The organism is Bacteroides sp. MSSM.1001136sp1_RTP21357st2_D2_RTP21359_211015 (assembly GCF_040913205.1).
GTDB lineage: Bacteria > Bacteroidota > Bacteroidia > Bacteroidales > Bacteroidaceae > Bacteroides > Bacteroides ovatus.
In genome coordinates, this window is the sequence record NZ_JBDFVF010000017.1 from 43219 (window position 1) to 65083 (window position 21865).

At 41.6% G+C, this 21865-nt stretch carries 18 protein-coding genes; 8 read left to right on the forward strand and 10 right to left on the reverse strand.

Translation table 11 applies throughout. From position 1 onward, the window contains the following. The first annotated feature begins 1 nt into the window (after position 1). The gene (locus AB5217_RS12345; protein WP_032844577.1) at positions 2 to 1555 is read left to right on the forward strand and encodes a hypothetical protein; all 1554 of its coding nucleotides are present in this window, start codon (positions 2 to 4) and stop codon (positions 1553 to 1555) included. Positions 1556 to 1727: 172 nt separating this feature from the next. Here the strand turns inward: AB5217_RS12345 and pyrH are convergent, their stop codons facing one another. Both pyrH and AB5217_RS12355 read right to left on the reverse strand, forming a co-directional pair. Further along, the gene (pyrH, locus tag AB5217_RS12350) at positions 1728 to 2438 is read right to left on the reverse strand and encodes a UMP kinase (RefSeq protein ID WP_032844579.1); all 711 of its coding nucleotides are present in this window, start codon (positions 2436 to 2438) and stop codon (positions 1728 to 1730) included. 54 nt (positions 2439 to 2492) lie between these two features. Next, complete coding sequence (locus AB5217_RS12355; protein WP_032844581.1) at positions 2493 to 3821, reverse strand: MATE family efflux transporter; 1329 nt, start codon at positions 3819 to 3821, stop codon at positions 2493 to 2495. 112 nt (positions 3822 to 3933) lie between these two features. Here AB5217_RS12355 and AB5217_RS12360 point away from each other — a divergent pair, with 112 nt between their 5' ends. Next, positions 3934 to 4617, forward strand: coding sequence for a tetratricopeptide repeat protein (locus AB5217_RS12360; RefSeq protein ID WP_032811122.1), 684 nt, complete (start codon positions 3934 to 3936; stop codon positions 4615 to 4617). Positions 4618 to 4647: 30 nt separating this feature from the next. Here AB5217_RS12360 and AB5217_RS12365 read toward each other — a convergent pair whose 3' ends face one another. The 4 genes from AB5217_RS12365 to AB5217_RS12380 all read right to left on the reverse strand — a co-directional run bounded on the left by AB5217_RS12365 (position 4648) and on the right by AB5217_RS12380 (position 7600). Continuing rightward, entirely contained in the window at positions 4648 to 5955 is a 1308-nt protein-coding gene (locus tag AB5217_RS12365; RefSeq protein ID WP_042994442.1) for a zinc-dependent metalloproteinase lipoprotein, read from the reverse strand. Between the two features lie 66 nt (positions 5956 to 6021). Further along, complete coding sequence (locus tag AB5217_RS12370; RefSeq protein WP_032845232.1) at positions 6022 to 6780, reverse strand: biotin--[acetyl-CoA-carboxylase] ligase; 759 nt, start codon at positions 6778 to 6780, stop codon at positions 6022 to 6024. Continuing rightward, on the reverse strand, positions 6764 to 7120 hold the full coding sequence (locus tag AB5217_RS12375) for an MmcQ/YjbR family DNA-binding protein (protein ID WP_032845233.1): 357 nt from the start codon (positions 7118 to 7120) through the stop codon (positions 6764 to 6766). Before AB5217_RS12375 ends, AB5217_RS12370 begins: the two co-directional genes overlap by 17 nt. A 114-nt stretch (positions 7121 to 7234) precedes the next feature. Beyond that, the gene (locus tag AB5217_RS12380) at positions 7235 to 7600 is read right to left on the reverse strand and encodes a YraN family protein (RefSeq protein WP_008025070.1); all 366 of its coding nucleotides are present in this window, start codon (positions 7598 to 7600) and stop codon (positions 7235 to 7237) included. 67 nt (positions 7601 to 7667) lie between these two features. Here AB5217_RS12380 and AB5217_RS12385 point away from each other — a divergent pair, with 67 nt between their 5' ends. Beyond that, on the forward strand, positions 7668 to 7901 hold the full coding sequence (locus tag AB5217_RS12385; protein WP_032845234.1) for a hypothetical protein: 234 nt from the start codon (positions 7668 to 7670) through the stop codon (positions 7899 to 7901). Positions 7902 to 7927: 26 nt separating this feature from the next. After that, the gene (locus AB5217_RS12390) at positions 7928 to 8365 is read left to right on the forward strand and encodes a nucleoside deaminase (RefSeq protein ID WP_032845235.1); all 438 of its coding nucleotides are present in this window, start codon (positions 7928 to 7930) and stop codon (positions 8363 to 8365) included. A gap of 14 nt (positions 8366 to 8379) precedes the next feature. Here AB5217_RS12390 and AB5217_RS12395 read toward each other — a convergent pair whose 3' ends face one another. The 3 genes from AB5217_RS12395 to AB5217_RS12405 all read right to left on the reverse strand — a co-directional run bounded on the left by AB5217_RS12395 (position 8380) and on the right by AB5217_RS12405 (position 10142). Continuing rightward, on the reverse strand, positions 8380 to 8670 hold the full coding sequence (locus AB5217_RS12395) for a DUF4834 family protein (protein ID WP_004316302.1): 291 nt from the start codon (positions 8668 to 8670) through the stop codon (positions 8380 to 8382). Positions 8671 to 8737: 67 nt separating this feature from the next. Further along, a complete protein-coding gene (gene pssA, locus AB5217_RS12400; RefSeq protein ID WP_004316300.1) occupies positions 8738 to 9445 on the reverse strand; it encodes a CDP-diacylglycerol--serine O-phosphatidyltransferase in 708 nt (235 codons plus the stop codon). A gap of 10 nt (positions 9446 to 9455) precedes the next feature. Next, positions 9456 to 10142, reverse strand: a complete 687-nt coding sequence (locus AB5217_RS12405; RefSeq protein WP_032845236.1) for a phosphatidylserine decarboxylase family protein — start codon at positions 10140 to 10142, stop codon at positions 9456 to 9458. Between the two features lie 161 nt (positions 10143 to 10303). Between AB5217_RS12405 and dnaE the strand changes: the two genes are divergently transcribed. Next, positions 10304 to 14110: a DNA polymerase III subunit alpha gene (gene dnaE, locus AB5217_RS12410; RefSeq protein ID WP_032845237.1), complete on the forward strand. Its 3807-nt coding sequence runs from the start codon at positions 10304 to 10306 to the stop codon at positions 14108 to 14110. 171 nt (positions 14111 to 14281) lie between these two features. On the opposite strand, the gene AB5217_RS12415 is transcribed toward dnaE, so the two are convergent. Next, the gene (locus tag AB5217_RS12415; RefSeq protein WP_004306566.1) at positions 14282 to 15175 is read right to left on the reverse strand and encodes an AraC family transcriptional regulator; all 894 of its coding nucleotides are present in this window, start codon (positions 15173 to 15175) and stop codon (positions 14282 to 14284) included. Positions 15176 to 15346: 171 nt separating this feature from the next. Between AB5217_RS12415 and AB5217_RS12420 the strand changes: the two genes are divergently transcribed. The 3 genes from AB5217_RS12420 to AB5217_RS12430 all read left to right on the forward strand — a co-directional run bounded on the left by AB5217_RS12420 (position 15347) and on the right by AB5217_RS12430 (position 21862). Continuing rightward, positions 15347 to 16729, forward strand: a complete 1383-nt coding sequence (locus tag AB5217_RS12420) for a sugar porter family MFS transporter (RefSeq protein WP_032845792.1) — start codon at positions 15347 to 15349, stop codon at positions 16727 to 16729. Between the two features lie 159 nt (positions 16730 to 16888). Continuing rightward, positions 16889 to 20170, forward strand: a complete 3282-nt coding sequence (locus AB5217_RS12425; RefSeq protein WP_032845794.1) for a DUF5107 domain-containing protein — start codon at positions 16889 to 16891, stop codon at positions 20168 to 20170. A 75-nt stretch (positions 20171 to 20245) separates the two neighbouring features. Then, positions 20246 to 21862, forward strand: coding sequence for an arabinogalactan endo-beta-1,4-galactanase (locus AB5217_RS12430; protein WP_117512086.1), 1617 nt, complete (start codon positions 20246 to 20248; stop codon positions 21860 to 21862). Positions 21863 to 21865 lie beyond the last annotated feature (3 nt).

A 21865-nucleotide genomic window follows, 5' to 3' on the forward strand; every position in this document is an offset into this window, starting at 1 on the left:
CATGAAAAAACTATTTATATTGGGAACTTTTCTGTTTATAAGTTCTATTCCTATGGTGTCTTGTACGGATGATGATGATAAAGATCCTAATTTTATGCCTCCTGACATAGTGATGGGAGGGGGAGATGTAGAGTCGGAATATCCGGAAGATTTGCCTGCTCCCGGAGCTTCTGTGATGTATACTCCGTCATTAAATGCCAATATGTATCGCCCTATCAGTGTTAAGTATTCCAGTGCTTATCCGCCTATATCCAGTTGGAAAACAGAGAATACACGTATTATTGCGTATATGGACGGGTATAAACCGGCTATTAAAACGTTGAAAGCGTATCAGGAGTCGGTTAATAAATACGGAAGTTCGACTACGCTTCCGAAACAGGCGGCTACGGGAAGATTTTATACGAAGAAAATAGACGGACGTTGGTGGTTGGTTGATCCGGAAGGTTGTCTGCATCTGGAGCGTAGTGCGACTTCTTTGCGTAAGGGAACTTCTAGTCGTAATAAAACGGCCTGGAATAGCAGGTTTGGAGCTGATGAGAAATGGTTATCTACTACTCAACGTGAATTGAGTGAGATCGGCTTTCACGGTACAGGTGCTTTCTGCACAGGAACTTATTCACTGATTCAGACTCATAATGCTTCCAATCCGAGCAGTCCGTTAACTTTGGCGCCTTCATTTGCTTTTTTAAGCCAGTTCAAGAGTGCGAAGTCTTATAATTATCCCGGAGGAAGCGATGATAACGCGGCAGGTCTTGTGTTTTATAATGGATGGGCTGAATGGTGTGAATCATATTTGGCAGGTAGTGCTTTCGCAGATTATTTGCGGGATCCTAATGTGTTAGGTTTCTTTTCAGATAATGAGATAAACTTCTCTTCAAACAGTTCCCGGATTTTGGATCGTTTTCTGGCTATCAGTAACTCAAGTGATCCGGCTTATGTTGCGGCGAAAGCTTTTATGGATTCTAAAGGTACGCAAAGTGTGACGGATGACTTGAATAATGAGTTTGCCGGGATTGTAGCAGAGAAATATTATAAAGCAGTGAAAGAGGCAGTGAAGAAAGTAGATGATAAGTTGCTTTATCTGGGAACTAGATTACATGGAACTCCTAAATACATGGAAGGAGTAGTGAGAGCTGCCGGAAAATATTGTGATGTTATTTCTATCAATTATTATAGTCGTTGGAGTCCTGAACTGACAACAGCGATTGCTGATTGGGCTAATTGGGCGGACAAACCGTTTCTTGTAAGTGAGTTTTATACGAAAGGGGTGGAGGACTCTGATCTGAATAACCAGTCGGGAGCCGGATATTCTGTCCCTACACAAAACGAGAGAGCTTATGCTTATCAGCATTTTACATTAGGATTGCTTGAAGCTAAGAATTGTATCGGATGGCATTGGTTCAAATACCAGGATGATGATGGTACGGATAATTCGTCGAAACCTGCTAATAAAGGTCTTTATGATAATTCTTATCAACTCTTTCCTTATTTATCTTTCTTTGCCCGCGAATTGAATTTTAATGCGTATGATTTGATTCAGTATTTTGATAAATAGGTGTTTGTTTCTATATAATATTTGAGAGGAAAAACAAAGTGCGAATTTTACAGGATTAGTTTTGGTTAAAGCTATACTGCAAAATTCGCACTTCTTATTTCTAAATGAATAATCAATGTCTTATCAGAGTAGAGTATCATCTGATAGACAAATGAATATCGGTAGTGAAATATTAGTTATGTACTAACGTACCTATCTCTTCTCCACTGATAACCTTCTTTAAGTTGCCTACTGTGTCCATATCAAATACGACGATTGGCAGATTGTTTTCTTTACACATACAAGTCGCTGTCAAATCCATGACTTTCAGACCGCGTTTCAGTACCTCATCATATGTAATATCGTCGAATTTGGTAGCGGTAGGATCTTTTTCGGGATCAGCTGTGTAAATGCCATCTACACGAGTACCTTTCAGCATAACGTCTGCTTCGATTTCTATACCTCTAAGTGAAGAACCGGTGTCAGTAGTAAAGAAAGGATTTCCCGTTCCAGCGGACATAATGACTACTTCGCCGTTCTCCATACATTCGATAGCTTTCCATTTACTATAGAATTCACCGATAGGTTCCATCCGGACTGCTGTCAACACACGTGCCTTTATACCGGTAGCCACAAGAGCAGAACTTAGAGCGAGACTGTTGATTACAGTAGCCAACATTCCCATTTGGTCTCCTTTCACACGATCAAAACCTTTATTGGCTCCGCTTAGTCCGCGAAATATATTGCCTCCTCCGATAACGATACCAATCTGTACTCCTTGCTGGTGGATTTCTTTGATTTGTTCAGCATATTCTGCTAGTCTTTTTTCATCAATGCCATATTGCTTTTCGCCCATTAAGCTCTCTCCACTAAGCTTTAGTAAGATTCTTTTATACTTTGCCATACCTTTTGCTTTTTATTGTTTGCCGCAAATATAGAGATAATTTATCGGATAGCCTCACCGGGATACGATTACTTTTTTTATTATTTGTCTTCCCAAAAGGGTTTGTACAATTCCCCGCAATGAAAGATAAACGAGAAAAGCCAGCCACAGGGCATGATTTCCTAAAAGGGGATGGAAAACGTAATAGATTCCAAAGAAGCTGGTAGAGGCAACTAACATGGAGTAAAGCATCTGCCGGGTAGCAGTGGCACCGATGAAAATGCCATCCCATAAGAAAGCGGAGAAACCGGCTAACGGAATAATCAGTGCCCAGTAAAAATAAGTGTCTGAAGCGCTGATTACTGAAGTGTCATTGGTTAGTAATCCCAGGAATTCTTTTCCGCCAGCTGCATAGAGAATCGTGAATACCAGTGAAAGACCGAATCCCCAATAGAAAAGGTGATGTACTGTGTTACGTAAGCCTGTTTGGTTTTTGGCACCAATGTAACGGCCGGCCAATGCTTCACCGGCATAAGCAAATCCGTCCATAATGTACGAAAACAAGGTAAATAATTGCATGAGCAAGGTGTTCACGGCTAATACGATTTCTCCTTGGGCGGCCCCTGCAGAGGTAAAAAACATAGTGACTATAACAAGGCAGAGGGTACGGAAGAATATATCCCGGTTGACTTGAAAGAAACGGTACATGGCTTGTTTCTGTATGATTTCTTTCCATACGATTCGTTTTTTAAGCGCACTATAGTAATGCATATATAACAAAATTGCCATGAAGAAACCTGCATATTGGGCAATTAAAGTCCCTGTTGCCACTCCTGCTACTTTCATGTCCAATAAGTAGACAAAACATAGACTGGCTACAATGTTGACAATATTTTGAGTGATAGCGATATACATGGGAAAGCGTGAATTCTGCATCCCGATAAACCAACCGGCGAATCCATAAAGCCCTAATGTGGCAGGAGCTCCCCAAATGCAGATGTAGAAATAGGTTGTTGCCAGTTGCTTGACCTCCGGTGTGGTTTGTATTAGTGTAAATGCCAGTTTCAGGATAGGGTATTGGAGTATCAACAGGCAAAGTGCTATAAATAATCCTACTCCAACAGAACGTAGTAGTAATCGGGTGATTTCGTTTAAATCATGCTGACCGTACGCTTGTGAAGTCATTCCGCTTGTTCCCATGCGCAGGAATCCAAAAATCCAGTAGATAATATTGAACAACATTCCCCCTACGGCAATGGCTCCGATATAAGCCGGAGAACCGAGGTGACCTACGATAGTGACATCGATAAGTCCCAGTAGCGGAACGGTAATATTCGATATAATCGATGGGATGGCTATCTGTAATATTCGTCTGTTTACGGAGGATTTTTTTATATCTGTCATTGTATAAAAACACTTTTATCAATTTGATTGTTCTTTTCGCGAACAAAGGTACATTTTTTATTTTTTTATTGTATCTTTGTGTGTCACGAACTAAATAGCAATCAGATGGATTATGAGGACCTTAACTATTTTTCTTATCTCTTTATTTTCATTGCCGCTGGTGCTGAATGCGCAGTCGGTTGATGAGATGTTACAAAAAGTGTCTGCTGCCATTGAGGCAGGGCAGAATGGGCAGGCTGTGAGCTATTTCCGGCAGACAATCGCTCTGAATATAGACCGTACGGAAATGTATTATTGGACGAATGTAGACAAGAACAGTGAAATTAGCTCCAAACTGGCTACAGAATTAGCGCTTGCCTATAAAAAGAATCGGAATTACGACAAAGCCTATTTATTTTACAAGGAATTACTGCAAAAGACTCCTAATAATGTAGATTGTTTGGAAGCTTGCGCAGAAATGCAGGTATGTCGCGGGCAGGAGAAAGATGCTTTGCGTATGTACGAAAAAATATTGCAACTTGAGGCGGATAATCTGGCGGCTAATATCTTTTTAGGAAACTATTATTATTTGACAGCAGAACAGGAGAAAAAAAAGTTAGAGACGGATTATAAAAAACTTTCTTCTCCCACTAAAATGCAGTATGCCCGCTACCGAGATGGATTATCGAAGTTATTTACTACCCGGTATGAGAAAGCGCGTAACTCTTTGCAGAAAGTGATTCTGCGTTTCCCATCAACAGAAGCTCAAAAGACATTGGATAAGATATTGAGGATAGAAAAAGAGGTGAATCGCTAAGCGGTTCACCTCTTTTAGCTTATTCAAATACTAATATCTAAATTGTATAGGTGGTTGTTCATCACAGCTTAATGAGCGGGTATCTGTTGATGTGTATTTTTTTACTCCGGGAATAAGAGGACTGTAAGATAATACGTGGCGGATACGCTTGCGTTGCTGGAATGTAAATTGGTCTGAATAACAAAAAGCATAGTCCATGATATTGTGAGAAATAAAGGTACTGCCTTCACAGTTTGTTCTTGTACATAACTCATCAAAGGAATACTTATCTGGATTATCTATGCCATTAATCCACTTTGTATATTTAGTAATGTTGTAAGTCGGAGTATCTGTACAATAATCAGTATCTTCACACAAATCTGTATTATCTCCATCCTCAGAGAAAGCATGATGTAGTCCAAGATAATGTCCTAATTCATGTGCGAGAGTATTGTAAACATCGGTCGTGTAGTAGTATTCATTATTACTGTTTACATAAATATAATTACTATTAATAGAGACGCAGTGAGGATATTCCACCTCATGGCTTAAGAAATAATCTCCTTTGTTTAAGCCGTCTAACGGATATGATGATAAATAATAAGGTAAATGTGCAATTCCTAAAATATTTTTTTCGCTAAATGGGTATACAAAGATATTGATATATACTTTAGGATTCCATAGCATTTTCGCATATTTCTTAGCTTGACTTTTATCTTCTCCATCCATAAATTGTTCGCAAGACATAGGAAGGGTTGTTTCCCATTTTATTCGTTCAACACCAGCTTCCTCTAAAGTAGTTCCATCCGGCTTTTCTGTTGCCATAACAAATTCAAGATTCATATCCTGACTAATATTATGGCTTGCGTTTTGATACATTTTATTTTTATATCGCAAATTACAAGCGTTAATGATTTGAGCAAGGCGACCTTCATCTACGTATTGCTTTCTATTATCAGGGTCTTCATAAAGGACGTGGAATATAACGGGTAGTCTGTAATGATGTTCGCCAGTTGTACTTGTAGAAGGAGATTGGGTTATTTTAATAGTTTTATTTGTTTTTTTTGCTATAATGGTAACAGTCGCACTTCTTTCTTCGGAAGTGGTATTGGCATGTATGGTCAAAACAAGTTCTCCGTCATTACTACCATTTTGCAGGTTTGGAATACACCAACTTTGATTACTGATCGTCCTCCAAGTAGAATTGCATGTAACAGATACTTTTATAATACTTCCTTCCGAATTAATATTATCAAATGTAGATTGGGAAATTTCTAGAGTTGCTGAATCAGAATTTGAATCACTACAACCTATTAGCATCCATAGTAATGGAAACAGGAATATTAATCTAGTTTTCATAAATGAGAGAGTTTTTATATAGAACATCGGCTTCAAAGATAATGTTTTAATCAGTTTGTAGATTACTTATTTCAATAAATATTCCACTTCTTTAAACATATAGCCTCTTTTTGTCTGTATCTCATCTTCCAAAATTAATCTTCCTTCGGGCTCTACACATACAATCTGTGCAAGGAACTCTCCGTCAGCATCTTTGTATCGATGCATTCCGTCCTTTCTGAAAAGCGATTCTGTATATCGGGTAACGATTGATGTTGTATCATCCTGTTTAAGCTGGCAATAATAAGACTGGATGCGTAGCATGATATTTTTCAGTATCTCAAAAATATCATATTGCTTTCCTGTGATTTGATAAATCGAAACAGGATTGGGAGCTGCGCCGTGAAATGCTTCCTGGTTAATATTGATTCCGATTCCTACAATGCTCTGACTGATGTTTCGCCCCATCAGATCGTTTTCTATCAACATCCCACATATTTTCTTTTCTTTCCAATAAATATCATTCGGCCATTTGATCGAAATATCGGAGGTATAAGTATCCAATTCTTCTTTAATAGCTAAAGATATAATCTGTGAAATAAGAAACTGACGTCGTGCTTCCAAAAACTCGGGGAAGATAACGGTGCTGAAAAGAAGATTCTTGCCAGGATCTGATTCCCACGAATTTCCACGCTGTCCCCGACCGGAAGTTTGAAAATCGGCGACAACGACAGTTAGTTCCTCCACTTTCTGTTCAGAACAGAGAGATTGCAGATAATTGTTGGTCGAGTTCGTCTCGTTGATATGAATCAATGGAACCGGGAATGTATCAGGGGAGGGCATCATATTCTGCGCGTAACTTTTTAGTAAATTTTTTGATTACCTCATCATAAGAGTGGTCAATAAGCTCTTTTATCAATTTATCATCTACGTCACTGTCAAAGCGGACACTATTCCAGTACTTTTTATTAAAATGATAAGCCCCTTCAATTCCCGAATAATGTTCACGCAATTCGATTGCTTTTTCCGGATCACATTTTAGTGCGATGTGATTAGCTTCTTCCAGGTCAATGAGAGCAAACATCTTGTTCATTACCTTTACAACCAGTGATACATCATCGAAAGGAAAAGATTCGGTGACTCCTTTCTTGTTCAAGCAGTATTCTCTGACAGTTTCTACATTCATAATGAATTAATAATTATAGTATGTTTTCATAATTGGTTATATCATAAATTAAAGCGCAGATTGCACGAATTTCACGGCTTTTATAATGATGAATATGTAAAGCCACAGCATTCTTTAATATAAAGGAGGATAAAACGCTTCCTCTATGTGTTCAACTTTGAAATTCCCGTCGTTGCCTACTACAGTGATGATATCGAAGCGTACAGGAGTGTCAATTTGAAACAATCTGATATAGGCATCTGCTGCACGTACTGTACGTTTTATTTTGGGTAAATCTACAGCATCTTCCGGGGCTGCAAACAGAGTGTCACTGCGCGTCTTCACTTCTACTACAATCAGTTCATTGTCTTTTGCAGCTACAATGTCCAGTTCGAAATGTCCTCTTCTCCAATTCCGGTCACGAATAAGATAACCTTTCTGCTCAAGATAAGCTACGGCGGCATTTTCTCCGGATTTTCCTAAATCATTATGTTCAGCCATCTTTTTTTGCAAATTTACTGCTTTTATTCTTTGTTTTTACAGAAGTAAAAGTAATTTTGCAGAAGATATGAGAAAAAGGAGTAAGAAGTGCCTGAAAATGCATGTCGAGTGTACCAAAAGGGAACGACGGATGAGCATTTTATTGAGCGACGAAGAGCAGCAGATTGTAGATCGTTATCTTGAGAAATATAAGATAACGAACAAGTCACGTTGGCTTCGTGAAACAATTCTCATGTTTATCCATAAGAATATGGAAGAAGATTATCCCACCCTTTTTGGTGAACATGATATGAGGCGATAGTTGAAAATTAAAAATTAAAGAGGGGAATGCTGGACGATATTTACTTCATGAAACAAGCCTTGATAGAGGCAGGTAAGGCTGCCGAGCGGGGAGAAGTTCCCGTTGGAGCTGTCGTGGTTTGTAAAGAGCGGATTATTGCGCGTGCCCATAATCTCACAGAAACATTGAATGATGTAACGGCTCATGCCGAGATGCAGGCTATTACAGCTGCTGCCAACGTGCTTGGTGGTAAGTATTTGAACGAATGTACCCTGTATGTCACCGTTGAGCCTTGCGTGATGTGCGTAGGGGCTATTGCTTGGGCACAAACAGGCAAGCTTGTGTTTGGTGCCGAAGATGAAAAACGCGGCTATCAGAAATATGCCGGTTCGGCTCTACATCCTAAAACAGTGGTTGTAAAAGGGATAATGGCTGACGAATGCGCTGCACTAATGAAAGAGTTCTTTGCAGCGAAACGGAAATGAAAGCAGTGTAATGGCTATTTGATTTCCTCAAAATCTACATATTCGCCATCATCCTGGGTGAATATTTTTTTATGTCTTTTCTCCGGAACATTCTCGGAATATATTTCTTCTTCATCATCATTTGAACGGCGATTCGTTTGGTTATAGCTTTGTTGGCTTGTACGTCCTGATTCCGTCTGTTTCGGGCGGGATGAAGAAGAACTACGTCCTAATCCGAAAATCGTTCTTAGTATGAAGCCGACAATAGAAAGGCCAAATACGAAAATGGCAATGATAAAAATGAGTATGAATAAAAGTATATGCATCGGACTATGATTTTTATGTTGTTACTTTGATAAAACTCATAGTACAACAAACGTGCCAAGAGATTGTTTATTTACTTTTTCTTGTAAAAAGTGAAAGTAAAATATACCATACAATAATGGCGGCAAAACTGCTAATTCCAAGAAATAGAAGAAGAGGAATGCAGATAATCAGGAATATAAAACTGATTTTGTTGTCATTCCATGACAGGTTTTTAAATTTCAAAGAAAACATCGGTATTTCTGATACCAGTAGTCCGGAAAACAGACAGACAAGTATAAGAAGGTAGACAGGATGGCAGTTGTCTGATATCAGGAAGTCATGTGCCCCTGCCACTAATGAACCCCAAAACAGAGCATTGGCTGGTACTGGGAGTCCGACAAAAGAGCTGGTCTGCCGTGTGTCATTGTTGAATTTAGCCAGGCGCAAGGCAGAAAAAACAGAAATCAAGAATGCCAAATAGGGTAGATAAGGAGCGATGAACTCCATATTTGCCGGATAGTACATTTCTTTGAACAAGGAGAATACGATCAGTGAGGGAGCAACTCCGAAGCTGACATCATCTGCCAATGAATCCAGGTCTTTTCCGATAATGGAATGTGCATTGAGTGCACGAGCCAACAATCCGTCAAAGAAATCAAAAATAGAACTTAAAGCGATGAAAAGTAGGGCCAGTTCATATTTTGCTTCAAAAGCCATGACGCAAGCAATACAACCGGAGAAAAGGTTCAGGCAGGTTACGGTATTCGGAATACTATTTTTAATAACGTTTGTCATTGTGACAGAATTATTTAAGTTTGGCGATAACCGTTTGGTTACCGGTCGTTAATTGTCCCATTTTGACACAAATCTCCGTGCCAATGGGTAAATACACATCCACGCGGGAACCGAATTTGATAAATCCCATGTGTTCGTCAATATAACATTCTTCTCCTACTTCAGCGTAGGTGACAATACGGCGTGCCACTGCTCCGGCGATTTGCCGGGTGAGTATTTCCACTCCTTCCGGAGTTTCGATCACTACCGTAGAACGTTCGTTTTCTGTGCTGGCTTTCGGCAGCCATGCTTTCATAAAATTGCCATTATGATGCGCTACCTTTTTAATAGTACCATCTACCGGATACCAGTTGGCATGTACATTCACAATGCTCATGAAGATGGATATCATTAACCGGCGGTCATGGAAATATTCGTTTTCATCGACTTCTTCGATAACGACGATTTTTCCATCGGCGGGTGCTACGACAATCTTTTCGGTGTCTTGTCCGAAGAGACGGATCGGACATCGAAAGAAATTCACCATCAGCAGATAGACTGCTATACTCGCTACCGCTACCACATAAAATGGTATTTTGCAATCGATCCCCCAATAAAGAGCCGCATTAATTAATAGCAATAGCAAGAAGCTAGCCCATAATATATGTGTTCCTTCGCGGTGAATACGTATTTTCTTCAATTTCTTTAGTCGGCCCATGAATGCTGTTTAATGATATTGTCTGCAAAAATATACTTAATTTAAAAATTCAGCAAGTAAATGAGCATAGAAATGCGAATGTTGATAACTTTTTGAGGATTATTTTTGTTTATAACCCAGGAGGTCGTAATTTTATGCCTTCAAATTAACTACTTATCATTATGCAGGATTTCGTTCATTTACATGTCCATACGCAATATTCTTTGTTGGATGGTCAGGCTAGCGTAGCTCGTCTGGTCGATAAAGCCATGAAGAATGGGATGAAGGGTATTGCCGTGACCGATCATGGAAATATGTTCGGTATCAAGGAATTTACGAACTACGTCAATAAGAAGAACAGCGGTCCGAAAGGTGAAGTCAAGGACCTGAAGAAGCGAATTGCAGGAATTGAGGCCGGCACGATAGAGTGCGAGGATAAAGAGGCGGAGATTGCTGCTTGCAAAGCTAAGATCGTGGAAGCGGAAAACAAACTATTCAAACCGATCATCGGTTGTGAAATGTATGTGGCACGCCGTACTATGGACCTGAAAGAAGGCAAGCCCGACCAGAGTGGTTATCACCTGATCGTATTGGCTAAGAATGAAACAGGTTATCACAACCTTATTAAATTAGTATCGCACGCGTGGACGCGCGGTTATTATATGCGTCCGCGTACTGACCGTAGCGAACTGGAAAAATATCACGAAGGACTTATTATTTGTTCAGCCTGTCTCGGTGGTGAGGTGCCGAAACGGATTACTGCCGGGCAATTTGCCGAAGCGGAGGAAGCAATACAATGGTATAAGAACTTGTTTGGCGATGACTACTATCTGGAGTTGCAACGCCATAAAGCGACTGTTCCCCGTGCCAATCACGAATGCTACCCGTTACAGGTGAATGTGAACAAACATTTGATAGAATATGCTAAGAAATTCAATGTCAAACTGATTTGTACGAATGATGTTCACTTTGTAGATGAAGAGAATGCGGAAGCGCACGACCGTTTGATCTGTTTGAGTACCGGTAAGGATTTGGATGATCCTACCCGTATGCTTTACACCAAACAAGAATGGATGAAGACACGCGAAGAGATGAACGAACTCTTTGCCGACGTGCCCGAAGCATTGAGCAATACACTGGAGATTCTTGATAAGGTAGAATACTACTCCATCGACCATGCGCCTATTATGCCGACTTTCGCCATTCCCGAAGATTTCGGAACAGAGGAGGGGTATCGGGAGAAGTTTACAGAAAAAGACTTGTTCGACGAGTTTACTCAAGATGAACATGGTAATGTGGTATTAAGTGAAGAGGATGCGAAAGCAAAAATTAAACGCTTGGGTGGTTATGATAAACTTTATCGTATTAAACTTGAAGGAGATTATCTGGCAAAACTGGCTTTTGACGGAGCTAAAAAAATTTATGGTGAACCTCTAACGGAAGAAGTCAAAGAACGAATGAACTTCGAATTGTACATCATGAAAACGATGGGTTTCCCCGGATACTTCTTGATTGTACAGGATTTTATCAATGCGGCACGTAAGGAGCTGGGTGTGTCGGTAGGCCCGGGACGTGGTTCGGCAGCAGGTTCAGCAGTGGCTTATTGTTTGGGTATTACGAAGATAGACCCTATCCAATATGATTTGCTGTTTGAACGTTTCTTGAATCCAGACCGTATTTCCTTGCCCGATATTGATGTGGACTTTGATGATGACGGTCGTGGTGAGGTACTTCGTTGGGTGACAAATAAATATGGTCAGGAAAAAGTTGCTCATATTATTACGTATGGTACTATGGCGACAAAGATGGCTATCAAGGATGTCGCGCGTGTACAAAAGCTACCTTTGTCAGAATCCGATCGTTTGTGTAAACTGGTTCCTGACAAGATTCCTGACAAGAAACTTAATTTGCCGAATGCTATTGCTTATGTTCCCGAATTGCAAGCAGCGGAAGCGTCATCTGATCCACTGTTGCGGGATACGATCAAGTATGCCAAAATGCTTGAAGGCAACGTGCGTGGTACAGGTGTACATGCTTGCGGTACGATTATCTGCCGTGATGATATTACTGACTGGGTACCTGTCAGCACTGCTGATGATAAGGAAACGGGCGAAAAGATGCTTGTTACCCAGTATGAAGGCTCGGTGATTGAAGATACTGGGTTGATTAAGATGGACTTCCTCGGTCTGAAAACTTTGTCTATTATCAAAGAAGCTGTTGAAAATATCCGTTTAAGTCGTAATGTTGAAGTGGATGTCGATGCGATAGATATTTCTGATCCGGCTACTTATAAATTATATAGTGACGGACGTACGATTGGTACATTCCAGTTTGAATCTGCCGGTATGCAGAAGTACCTGCGCGAATTGCAGCCTTCTACATTCGAAGATTTGATTGCCATGAATGCCCTTTATCGTCCGGGACCGATGGATTATATCCCTGATTTTATTGATCGTAAACATGGACGCAAGCCGATTGAGTATGATATTCCTGTAATGGAAAAGTACTTGAAGGATACGTATGGGATTACGGTCTATCAGGAACAGGTGATGCTTCTGTCACGTTTATTGGCAGACTTTACTCGTGGTGAGTCTGATGCACTCCGTAAGGCCATGGGTAAGAAGTTGCGTGACAAGTTGGATCACATGAAACCTAAATTTATTGAAGGTGGGCGTAAGAACGGACACGACCCGAGAGTGCTTGAAAAGATTTGGACCGACTGGGAAAAGTTTGCGTCATACGCTTTCAATAAATCACATGCTACTTGTTATTCGTGGGTAGCTTACCAAACAGCCTATCTGAAAGCCAATTACCCTCCTGAATATATGGCAGCTGTCATGAGCCGAAGTTTGTCGAACATTACCGATATCACGAAACTGATGGACGAATGTAAAGCAATGGGTATTCAGACGCTGGGACCGGATGTGAATGAAAGTAACCTGAAGTTTACCGTAAACCATGACGGTGATATTCGTTTCGGACTTGGTGCTGTCAAAGGTGTAGGTGAAGCTGCTGTACAAAGCATAATGGAGGAACGGCGTAAAAATGGTCCTTTCCTCGGTATATTCGACTTTGTGCAACGTGTCAACCTGAATGCCTGCAACAAGAAGAATATGGAATGTCTGGCATTGGCCGGAGGATTTGATAGTTTCCCGGAACTGAAACGGGAACAATATTTTGCTGTAAACTCTAAAGGGGAAGTGTTCCTGGAGACATTGATGCGTTATGGTAACCGCTATCAGGCAGATAAGGCAGCTGCTGTCAATTCTTTGTTCGGTGGTGAAAACGTTATTGATGTTGCAACTCCTGAAATTCCTCAAGGTGTAGAACGTTGGAGTGATCTTGATCGTCTGAATCGTGAGCGTGATTTGGTCGGTATCTATCTTTCTGCTCATCCGTTGGATGAATTTTCTATCGTATTGGAACATGTCTGCAATACACGGATGGCGGATTTGGAAGATAAAGCTGCACTTGTTGGTCGTGAAATAACGATGGGAGGAATTGTGACCAGTGTTCGTCGTGGAGTTAGCAAGAACGGAAATCCGTATGGTATTGCCAAGATTGAGGACTATTCCGGTTCTACCGAGATTCCATTCTGGGGAAACGACTGGGTGACTTATCAGGGATATCTCAATGAAGGAACGTTCTTGTATATCAAGGCTCGCTGTCAAGCCAAACAATGGCGGCAGGATGAATTGGAAGTGAAAATCACCTCTATGGAGCTTCTTCCCGATGTGAAAGAAGAACTGGTGCAGAAGATCACGATTATCATTCCTCTGTCGGTCTTGAACTCGGCTTTGGTTACTGAACTTGCCACTCTGACTAAGGAACATCCGGGAAATACGGAATTGTATTTTAAAGTGACGGATGATGCCGATGTAAGCCACATGTCAATTGATTTGATTTCCCGTCCGATTAAGCTTTCGGTGGGGCGGGATTTAATAACATATTTAAAGGAACGTCCGGAACTGGGATTTCATATAAATTGATTATTGGTGATTTATGGCGTTTTGAAATAAGAATTTTGCTTTGTCTATTTCTTTATGGAACAAAGATAAGGAGGTTAATTTAAAATTTAGAAAAATAATAAAAGAGACAATGTTGTAGAAAACATAGTCTCTTTTTATTTATATAGTTGTGTGCTATTTTTTCAATCTTTGTTATCCTTTTTTCGATTTACGATACTCACGTGGAGACATCCCCATGATTTTGCTGAATAACCGGGAGAAATAATAGGTATCTTCTATACCTATTTTATAGCATATCTGATTAATTTTCATATCAGTAGTGTCGAGTAGCTGGCAGGATTGCTGTATCTTTAATAAGTTGAAATAGGTCAAAGGACTATGGCCTGTTTTCTTTTTGAACAACAGGGAGAAGTGGGAAGGAGAATATCCGATCTGATCGGCTATATCTTGTAGGCTAAGATGCTTTTCCATATTCTCTTTCATATAATGAATAGCCAGTTCGCTTACATTTTCATCTTCTGCTGCATCATTATTTGCAGTTGCATTGCGAAATTGTTGTATATATCGCAATGTTCCCAAATAAAAATGAAACATAGAGAATGCATAACGCAGGTTCTCATTACTATAACCATTCTTCAAAGTATTGAATATCTCTTCAAATAAATTGATTCGTGTACTGATGCGTGAATGCGATTCAGGTTGGATATCCATTGGGCGGCTTGCCTCTTGAGCGTAAAAGGGAGCGAGAATACCTTTAAAGTGTATCCAGTAAATAGTCCATGGATACGATTTGTCGGAAGCATAGGCATGGGGAACTCCCGCAGGGAGGATAAAATACTGGTTGGCGGATACGGTATATTCCTGATTGCCGATGCGATACCATCCGGCCCCGTCTATGCAATAGATGAATACATACTGGTTGATAGGCTCTTTCCGTTCCCGGAAGTGATGCTTGGCTTTCGGATAATATCCGATGTCAGTAATGTGTAGCATGGAGGTAAGAGGGTCTTCTTCCATTTTGTCAACGATAATGCGGGGAAGCACTAAAGCTCTTTCTCCGGTAAATCCATCTTTCAACTTTACCATAATCTCATAGTATATGATTCGACTGTTCTGCGCAAATATATAACAATGTATCTTATCTATCAAATAAACTGCAAAAAATAAGATTGTCCATCTTTATCGAATGAAATTCTATTTTTTATGCTCTTGACATGCTCTATCTTTGCAGTATCAATTAATCAATCTTCTAATGGTATGAAAAGTTATAATAAAAAGTTTGTCTATTTTATATGTTTAGTCTCTGCGATGGGCGGACTTCTCTTTGGCTACGACTGGGTGGTGATAGGGGGAGCGAAGCCTTTCTATGAACTCTATTTCGATATTGCCGATGTACCCGCCATGCAGGGACTTGCCATGAGCGTGGCTTTGCTCGGTTGTTTGATTGGCGCTATGGTGGCAGGCATGATGGCAGACCGTTATGGACGTAAGCCTCTCCTGATAATTTCTGCTTTCATATTCTTGTCTTCAGCTTATGCTACCGGAGCGTTTTCCGCATTTAGTTGGTTTTTGGCAGCCCGTTTTTTAGGTGGCATCGGAATCGGAATTGCTTCGGGACTTTCTCCCATGTATATTGCCGAAGTAGCTCCTACGTCAATTAGGGGAAAACTCGTTTCGCTGAATCAATTGACGATTGTACTCGGTATCCTGGGCGCTCAAATCACTAACTGGCTGATTGCAGAACCTATTCCTGCAGACTTTTCTCCTGTGGATATTTGTGCTTCATGGAACGGGCAGATGGGATGGCGATGGATGTTTTGGGCGGCTGCCTTCCCTGCTGCGATATTCTTGTTGTTGGCATGTTTCATCCCCGAAAGTCCCCGCTGGCTGGCGATGAAAGGAAAAGAAGAGAAAGCATGGAATGTGCTTAGTAAAATAGGTGGTGATGATTATGCCGATCAGGAACTTCGCTTGGTGGAAGAAACCGGTTCTTCGAAGTCGGAAGGAGGATTGCGGTTATTGTTTAGCCGTCCGTTCCGCAAGGTACTTGTTTTAGGCATTATTGTGGCTGTATTCCAGCAATGGTGCGGTACGAATGTAATCTTCAATTATGCGCAGGAGATATTCCAGTCTGCAGGGTATTCGTTGGGAGATGTTCTCTTTAATATTGTGGTGACAGGTGTGGCGAATGTAGTTTTTACTTTTGTGGCTATCTATACAGTCGAACGCTTGGGACGTCGCGCTCTGATGCTTTTTGGTGCCGGAGGGCTGGCTGGCATTTATCTCATTCTCGGCACTTGCTATTTCTTCGAGGTAAGCGGATTCTTTATGGTGGTACTTGTTGTGCTGGCTATCGCTTGCTATGCAATGTCCCTGGGGCCTATCACTTGGGTGCTGCTTGCCGAAATCTTCCCGAACCGGGTGCGTGCCGTTGCAATGGCAACCTGTACATTTGCTTTGTGGGTAGGTAGTTTCACGCTGACATACACTTTCCCGTTACTGAATAATTTCTTGGGAAGCAGTGGTACATTCTGGATTTATGCAGTCATTTGTGCTGTCGGCTATTTGTTCTTCTTCCGTGCGTTGCCCGAAACGAAAGGCAAATCACTGGAAGCATTGGAAAAGGATTTAATCAAATAAAAAAATAACAGTTTGGCAAATTAGCAAGTAAGTAAATAGGTATTGGATAACATCATCAATCAGGCAGGGAGAATGTAAAATCTCCCTGTCCCTGACCCCTCTTTGTCTCTTGATCTCTTTGTCAACGAATAAAAAAACAAATTTATAATCAATAATACGATGGTAAAAGCATGGAAAGAAAAGGTGGTTATCCCTACTTATGAAGTAGGCAAACCGGAGAAGAATCCGATCTTCTTGGAGAAGCGTGTGTATCAAGGCAGCAGCGGGGTAGTTTATCCTTATCCTGTGATTGAATCGATGTCCAATGAGAAAGTGGATAAGGAATACAATGCTATTTTTATCGAAAATGAATACATTAAGGTCATGATTCTGCCCGAATTAGGCGGACGTGTACAGATGGCTTATGATAAAATTAGAGAACGTCATTTCATTTATTATAATCATGTGATAAAGCCTGCTTTGGTAGGGCTTGCCGGACCGTGGATTTCAGGTGGCATTGAGTTTAACTGGCCTCAACATCACCGCCCCAGCACCTACATGCCTGTAGATACGACTATTGAGGAAAATGCTGACGGAAGTGTCACGGTATGGGTGAATGAAATGGAACGTATGTTTCATCAGAAAGGAATGGCAGGTTTTACGCTTCGTCCGGGACATGCTTTTCTTGAAATCAAGGGAGTACTTTACAATCGTACTGAAGTACCGCAGACCTTCCTGTGGTGGGCAAACCCTGCCGTAGCGGTGAACGACTACTATCAGAGCGTATTCCCGCCCGATATCAATGCCGTTTTCGACCATGGAAAGCGTGCCGTATCCAGTTTCCCCATCGCAACGGGTACTTACTACAAGATGGATTATTCTGCCGGAGTAGATATCTCGAACTATAAGAATATCAAGGTTCCTACTTCCTATATGGCTGTCAACTCCCGCTTTAACTTTGAGGGTGGATATGAGAATGATACTCGTGCCGGCATGCTTCATGTAGCGAACCACCACATTTCTCCGGGCAAGAAACAGTGGACGTGGGGAAACGGCGACTTTGGCCGCGCATGGGACCGCAACCTGACGGACGAAGACGGGCCGTACATTGAACTGATGGCAGGTGTCTATACCGAAAATCAACCGGACTTTACCTGGCTCCAACCTTACGAAGAAAAGAGCTTCGTTCAATATTTCCTGCCTTACCGGGAATTGGGAGTGGTGAAGAATGCCAGCAGGGATTTGCTGATGAATATTGAACCGGAAGGGGAGGACAGCGTTCGCTTCAAGATATTTGCTACTTCGCGCCAAACGGTAAATGTTGTCTTGAAAGGTGAAGACGGGAAAATATATTATAGCAAGGAAGTGACTATCACTCCGGAAGAATTGCTGGATGAAACGGTAAATGTGAATGGTGAGAAGCTCGACAAACTGATTCTTGAAATCACGGCAAACGGAAGGGAATTACTTTATTGGCATGCAGAACCGGAAGAAGTGAAACCTATTCCCGACGCTGCTGAAGCAGCCCTGCTCCCGGAAGAAATAAAGACTACTGAACAGCTTTATCTGACCGGCTTACACTTGGAACAGTACAGACACGCCACATACAATCCCGTAGAATACTACGAAGAAGCATTGCGCCGTGATCCGATTGATGTGCGTAATAACAATGCGCTTGGTCTATGGTATATCCGTAAAGGCCGTTTCCATAAAGCGGAGCAATACTTGCTTACAGCCGTAAAGACCTTACAGAAACGTAATCCGAATCCATACGACGGAGAACCGATCTATAATCTCGGTCTTGCCTTGAAATACCAGAGACGATACAATGAGGCTTACGACCGTTTCTATAAATCTTGTTGGAATGCCGCCTGGCAGGATGCGGGATACTTTGCCTGCGCGCAGATTTCTACCATGCAAAGTCGTTTGGAAGATGCCTTAGATGAAATAGACCGTTCGCTTATCCGCAACTGGCATAATCATAAAGCCCGCGCTCTGAAAACTGCTATTCTCCGCCGGATGGGCAGAACCGAAGAAGCCCTGCAACTGATTGAAGACTCATTGGCTATTGATAAATTCAACTTTGGCTGTCGTTATGAGAAGTATCTGATAACGAACGTAGTCGACGAATTGTCTGTCATGAAAGAGATGATGCGTGGAGAACCTCACAACTATGATGAAATAGCTCTTGACTATTGTGCCGCAGGTTGTTGGCAGGAAGCTGCTTCCTTATGGAATATAGCCATTGCCGAAGGTATTGTTACACCAATGACTTACTATTATCTGGGCTGGTGTCTGCACCAGGGGGGACTTTCCGGAGTGAAACAGGCATTTGCCGATGCAGTCAAAGCTTGCCCCGATTACTGTTTTCCCAACCGTTTGGAAGCAATTCTTGCTTTGCAATGTGCCATGGTACAGAATCCGGACGATGCAAGAGCTCCTTACTATTTGGGTAATCTGTATTACGACAAGCGCCAGTACGACCTGGCTATGGAAGCATGGGAAACTTCCGCAAGACTGGACGGTAGCTTTCCGACCGTATGGCGTAACCTGGCTTTGGCATTCTTCAACAAGAAAAATGAGGAAGCGAAAGCCATCGAATGTATGGAACGTGCTTTCCGCCTTGACACAACCGATGCACGTATCTTGATGGAACTCGATCAACTTTACAAGCGTGTCCGTCGTTCGCACAAAGAGCGCCTAGCTTTCCTGCAACAATATCCTGAACTTATTAAGCAGCGTGATGACCTGATACTGGAAGAAATCACCTTGTTGAATCAGACAGGAGAGTACGAAAAGGCGAAAACGGTATTGGATGCACATAACTTCCATCCCTGGGAGGGTGGCGAAGGAAAAGTGCCTGCCCAATATCAACTGGCTCGTGTGGAATTGGCAAAGAAAGCATTAACTGCCGGTGAGAATAAAGAAGCAATATCATTATTGGAAGAATGTCTGGAATATCCGCATCATCTTGGTGAAGGCAAATTGTATGGTGCACAGGAGAATGATTTTTATTACTTCCTGGGTTGTGCTTACGAAGGATTGGGACAACATGACAAGGCTACGGAATGTTGGGAACAGGCAATCATCGGACCTACCGAGCCGGCTGCCGCCATGTACTACAACGATGCGAAACCCGATAAGATATTCTATCAAGGTCTGGCATTATTGAAGCTCGGGCGTATGGATGAGGCTAACGGCCGCTTTCATAAATTGACTTCTTATGGAGAAAAACACTTGTTTGACAAGATTAAAATGGATTATTTTGCAGTGTCGCTACCCGACTTGTTGATTTGGGAGGATGACTTGACGATAAGGAACGTAATTCACTGCAAATATATGATGGCATTAGGATATTGGGGACTGAACCAGAAGGAGAAATCCGTCCGGTTATTAAGTGAGGTAGAAAGATTGGATATTAATCATCAGGGGATTCAGGCTTTTAGAAGCCTGATAGGGTAGGACAACTTAGTGGCGATGTTTAATTTTAAGCATCGTCACAAGCTCCTTTTTACATAAACCTTAAATAACAATGACATGAGAAATATTAAAAACAGTTTAATCATGAAAATTACAGGCTTTATTGCAATTGGCTTTTCCGTTATGTGCAGTACGGCTGCATGTTCGGATGATCCGGCAGCAGTCGCTAACCCCGACCCTGCTGTTACAGTGGTGAAAGTACCTAACGGAAGTTTTGAAGAAGACGCTGCCGAAACAGCTTCTCCTAAAGGCTGGACAGTAAGCGGGGACTATTCTGCCGCAAAAGTGGTGCAAGGGGGATGTGAAGGCAACTATGCTTTACATTATGGAGCAACTTCGTCATATACGGTATCCACCTGTCAAACTGTCAACGGTTTGGAAGATGGTATTTATGACCTTGAATTTTATTATAAGAGTACCGGAGGACAAGCCTCTTGTTATGTGGCAGCCGGCACCGATACTAAGAAAATGACTTCATTACAAGCATCTCCTTCTACCTGGATTCGCTCCTATGTGCGCGGGATAAAAGTGGAAGGCGGTAAATGTGATATTGAAATCCATAGCGAATCGGCTGAAGCAAACTGGAGCCGCTTTGACGGGCTGCGTTTGAAGAAAACCGAGAAGGAGTATAATCTGTTGAAAGGCGGTGATATCTCACAACTGACTTACGTGGAGCAGATGGGTGGCAAATTCTATGAAAACGGTGAAGAAAAAGACTGCATCGAAATATTGAAGAATAATGGTTTCAACATTGTCCGTCTCCGTCTGTACAATGACCCGGGAAATCCGGACTATTCTCCTTCCAACCGTTTGCCCGCAGGTATTTCAGGACCGGAAGATGTTTTGCGGCTGGCAAAAAGAGCTAAACAAGCCGGTATGCAGATACAGTTGACTTTCCATTATAGTGATTACTGGACAAATGGAGAAGAGCAGAACAAACCGCACGAATGGGAAGCGCTCGACTTTGATGGACTGAAAAAAGCACTCTACGATTTTACCTTTGATTTCATGAATAAGATGAAAGCACAGGGGACGACTCCTGAATTTGTCTCGTTGGGTAATGAAGTACAAGCCGGCATGTTATATCCGGATGGAAGTTGTGACAATTTTGCGCAGCTTTCCGAACTATTCAATACAGGTTATGATGCGGTGAAAGCTGTATCACCGGATTCAAAGGTCATTATTCACTCGGCAGGTGCCGGAGATAAAGACTTGTATAACTGGTATTATGGTGAACTGAAAAAAAGAAATACGAAATATGATATAATCGGTACTTCTTATTATCCTTTCTGGACGAAAAATACGGCAGCACAAATGCGTGAATGGGCGGATTATATCACAACTAAATTTGATAAGGATATTTTAATTATGGAAACTGGATATAGTTGGGACAAGACTTTGCCTGACGGAACTCAGGGGCAACTGTCGGACAACGGGCCGTATTTGGATTTTTCCCCGCTTGGACAGAAAAACTTCATACTTGAGCAAATCAAAGAAATAAAACAAGCGAAAGACGGTCGCATACTTGGTTTTCTTTATTGGGATCCTATCTTTATCGAAGTGGAAGGCATGGGATGGGAACTGGGTGCCAAGAATTATGTGAGCAATACCACCTTGTTTGGTTATGAAGGAAATAGATTGGAAGTATTGGATGCATTCAAATATAACAACTAAAAG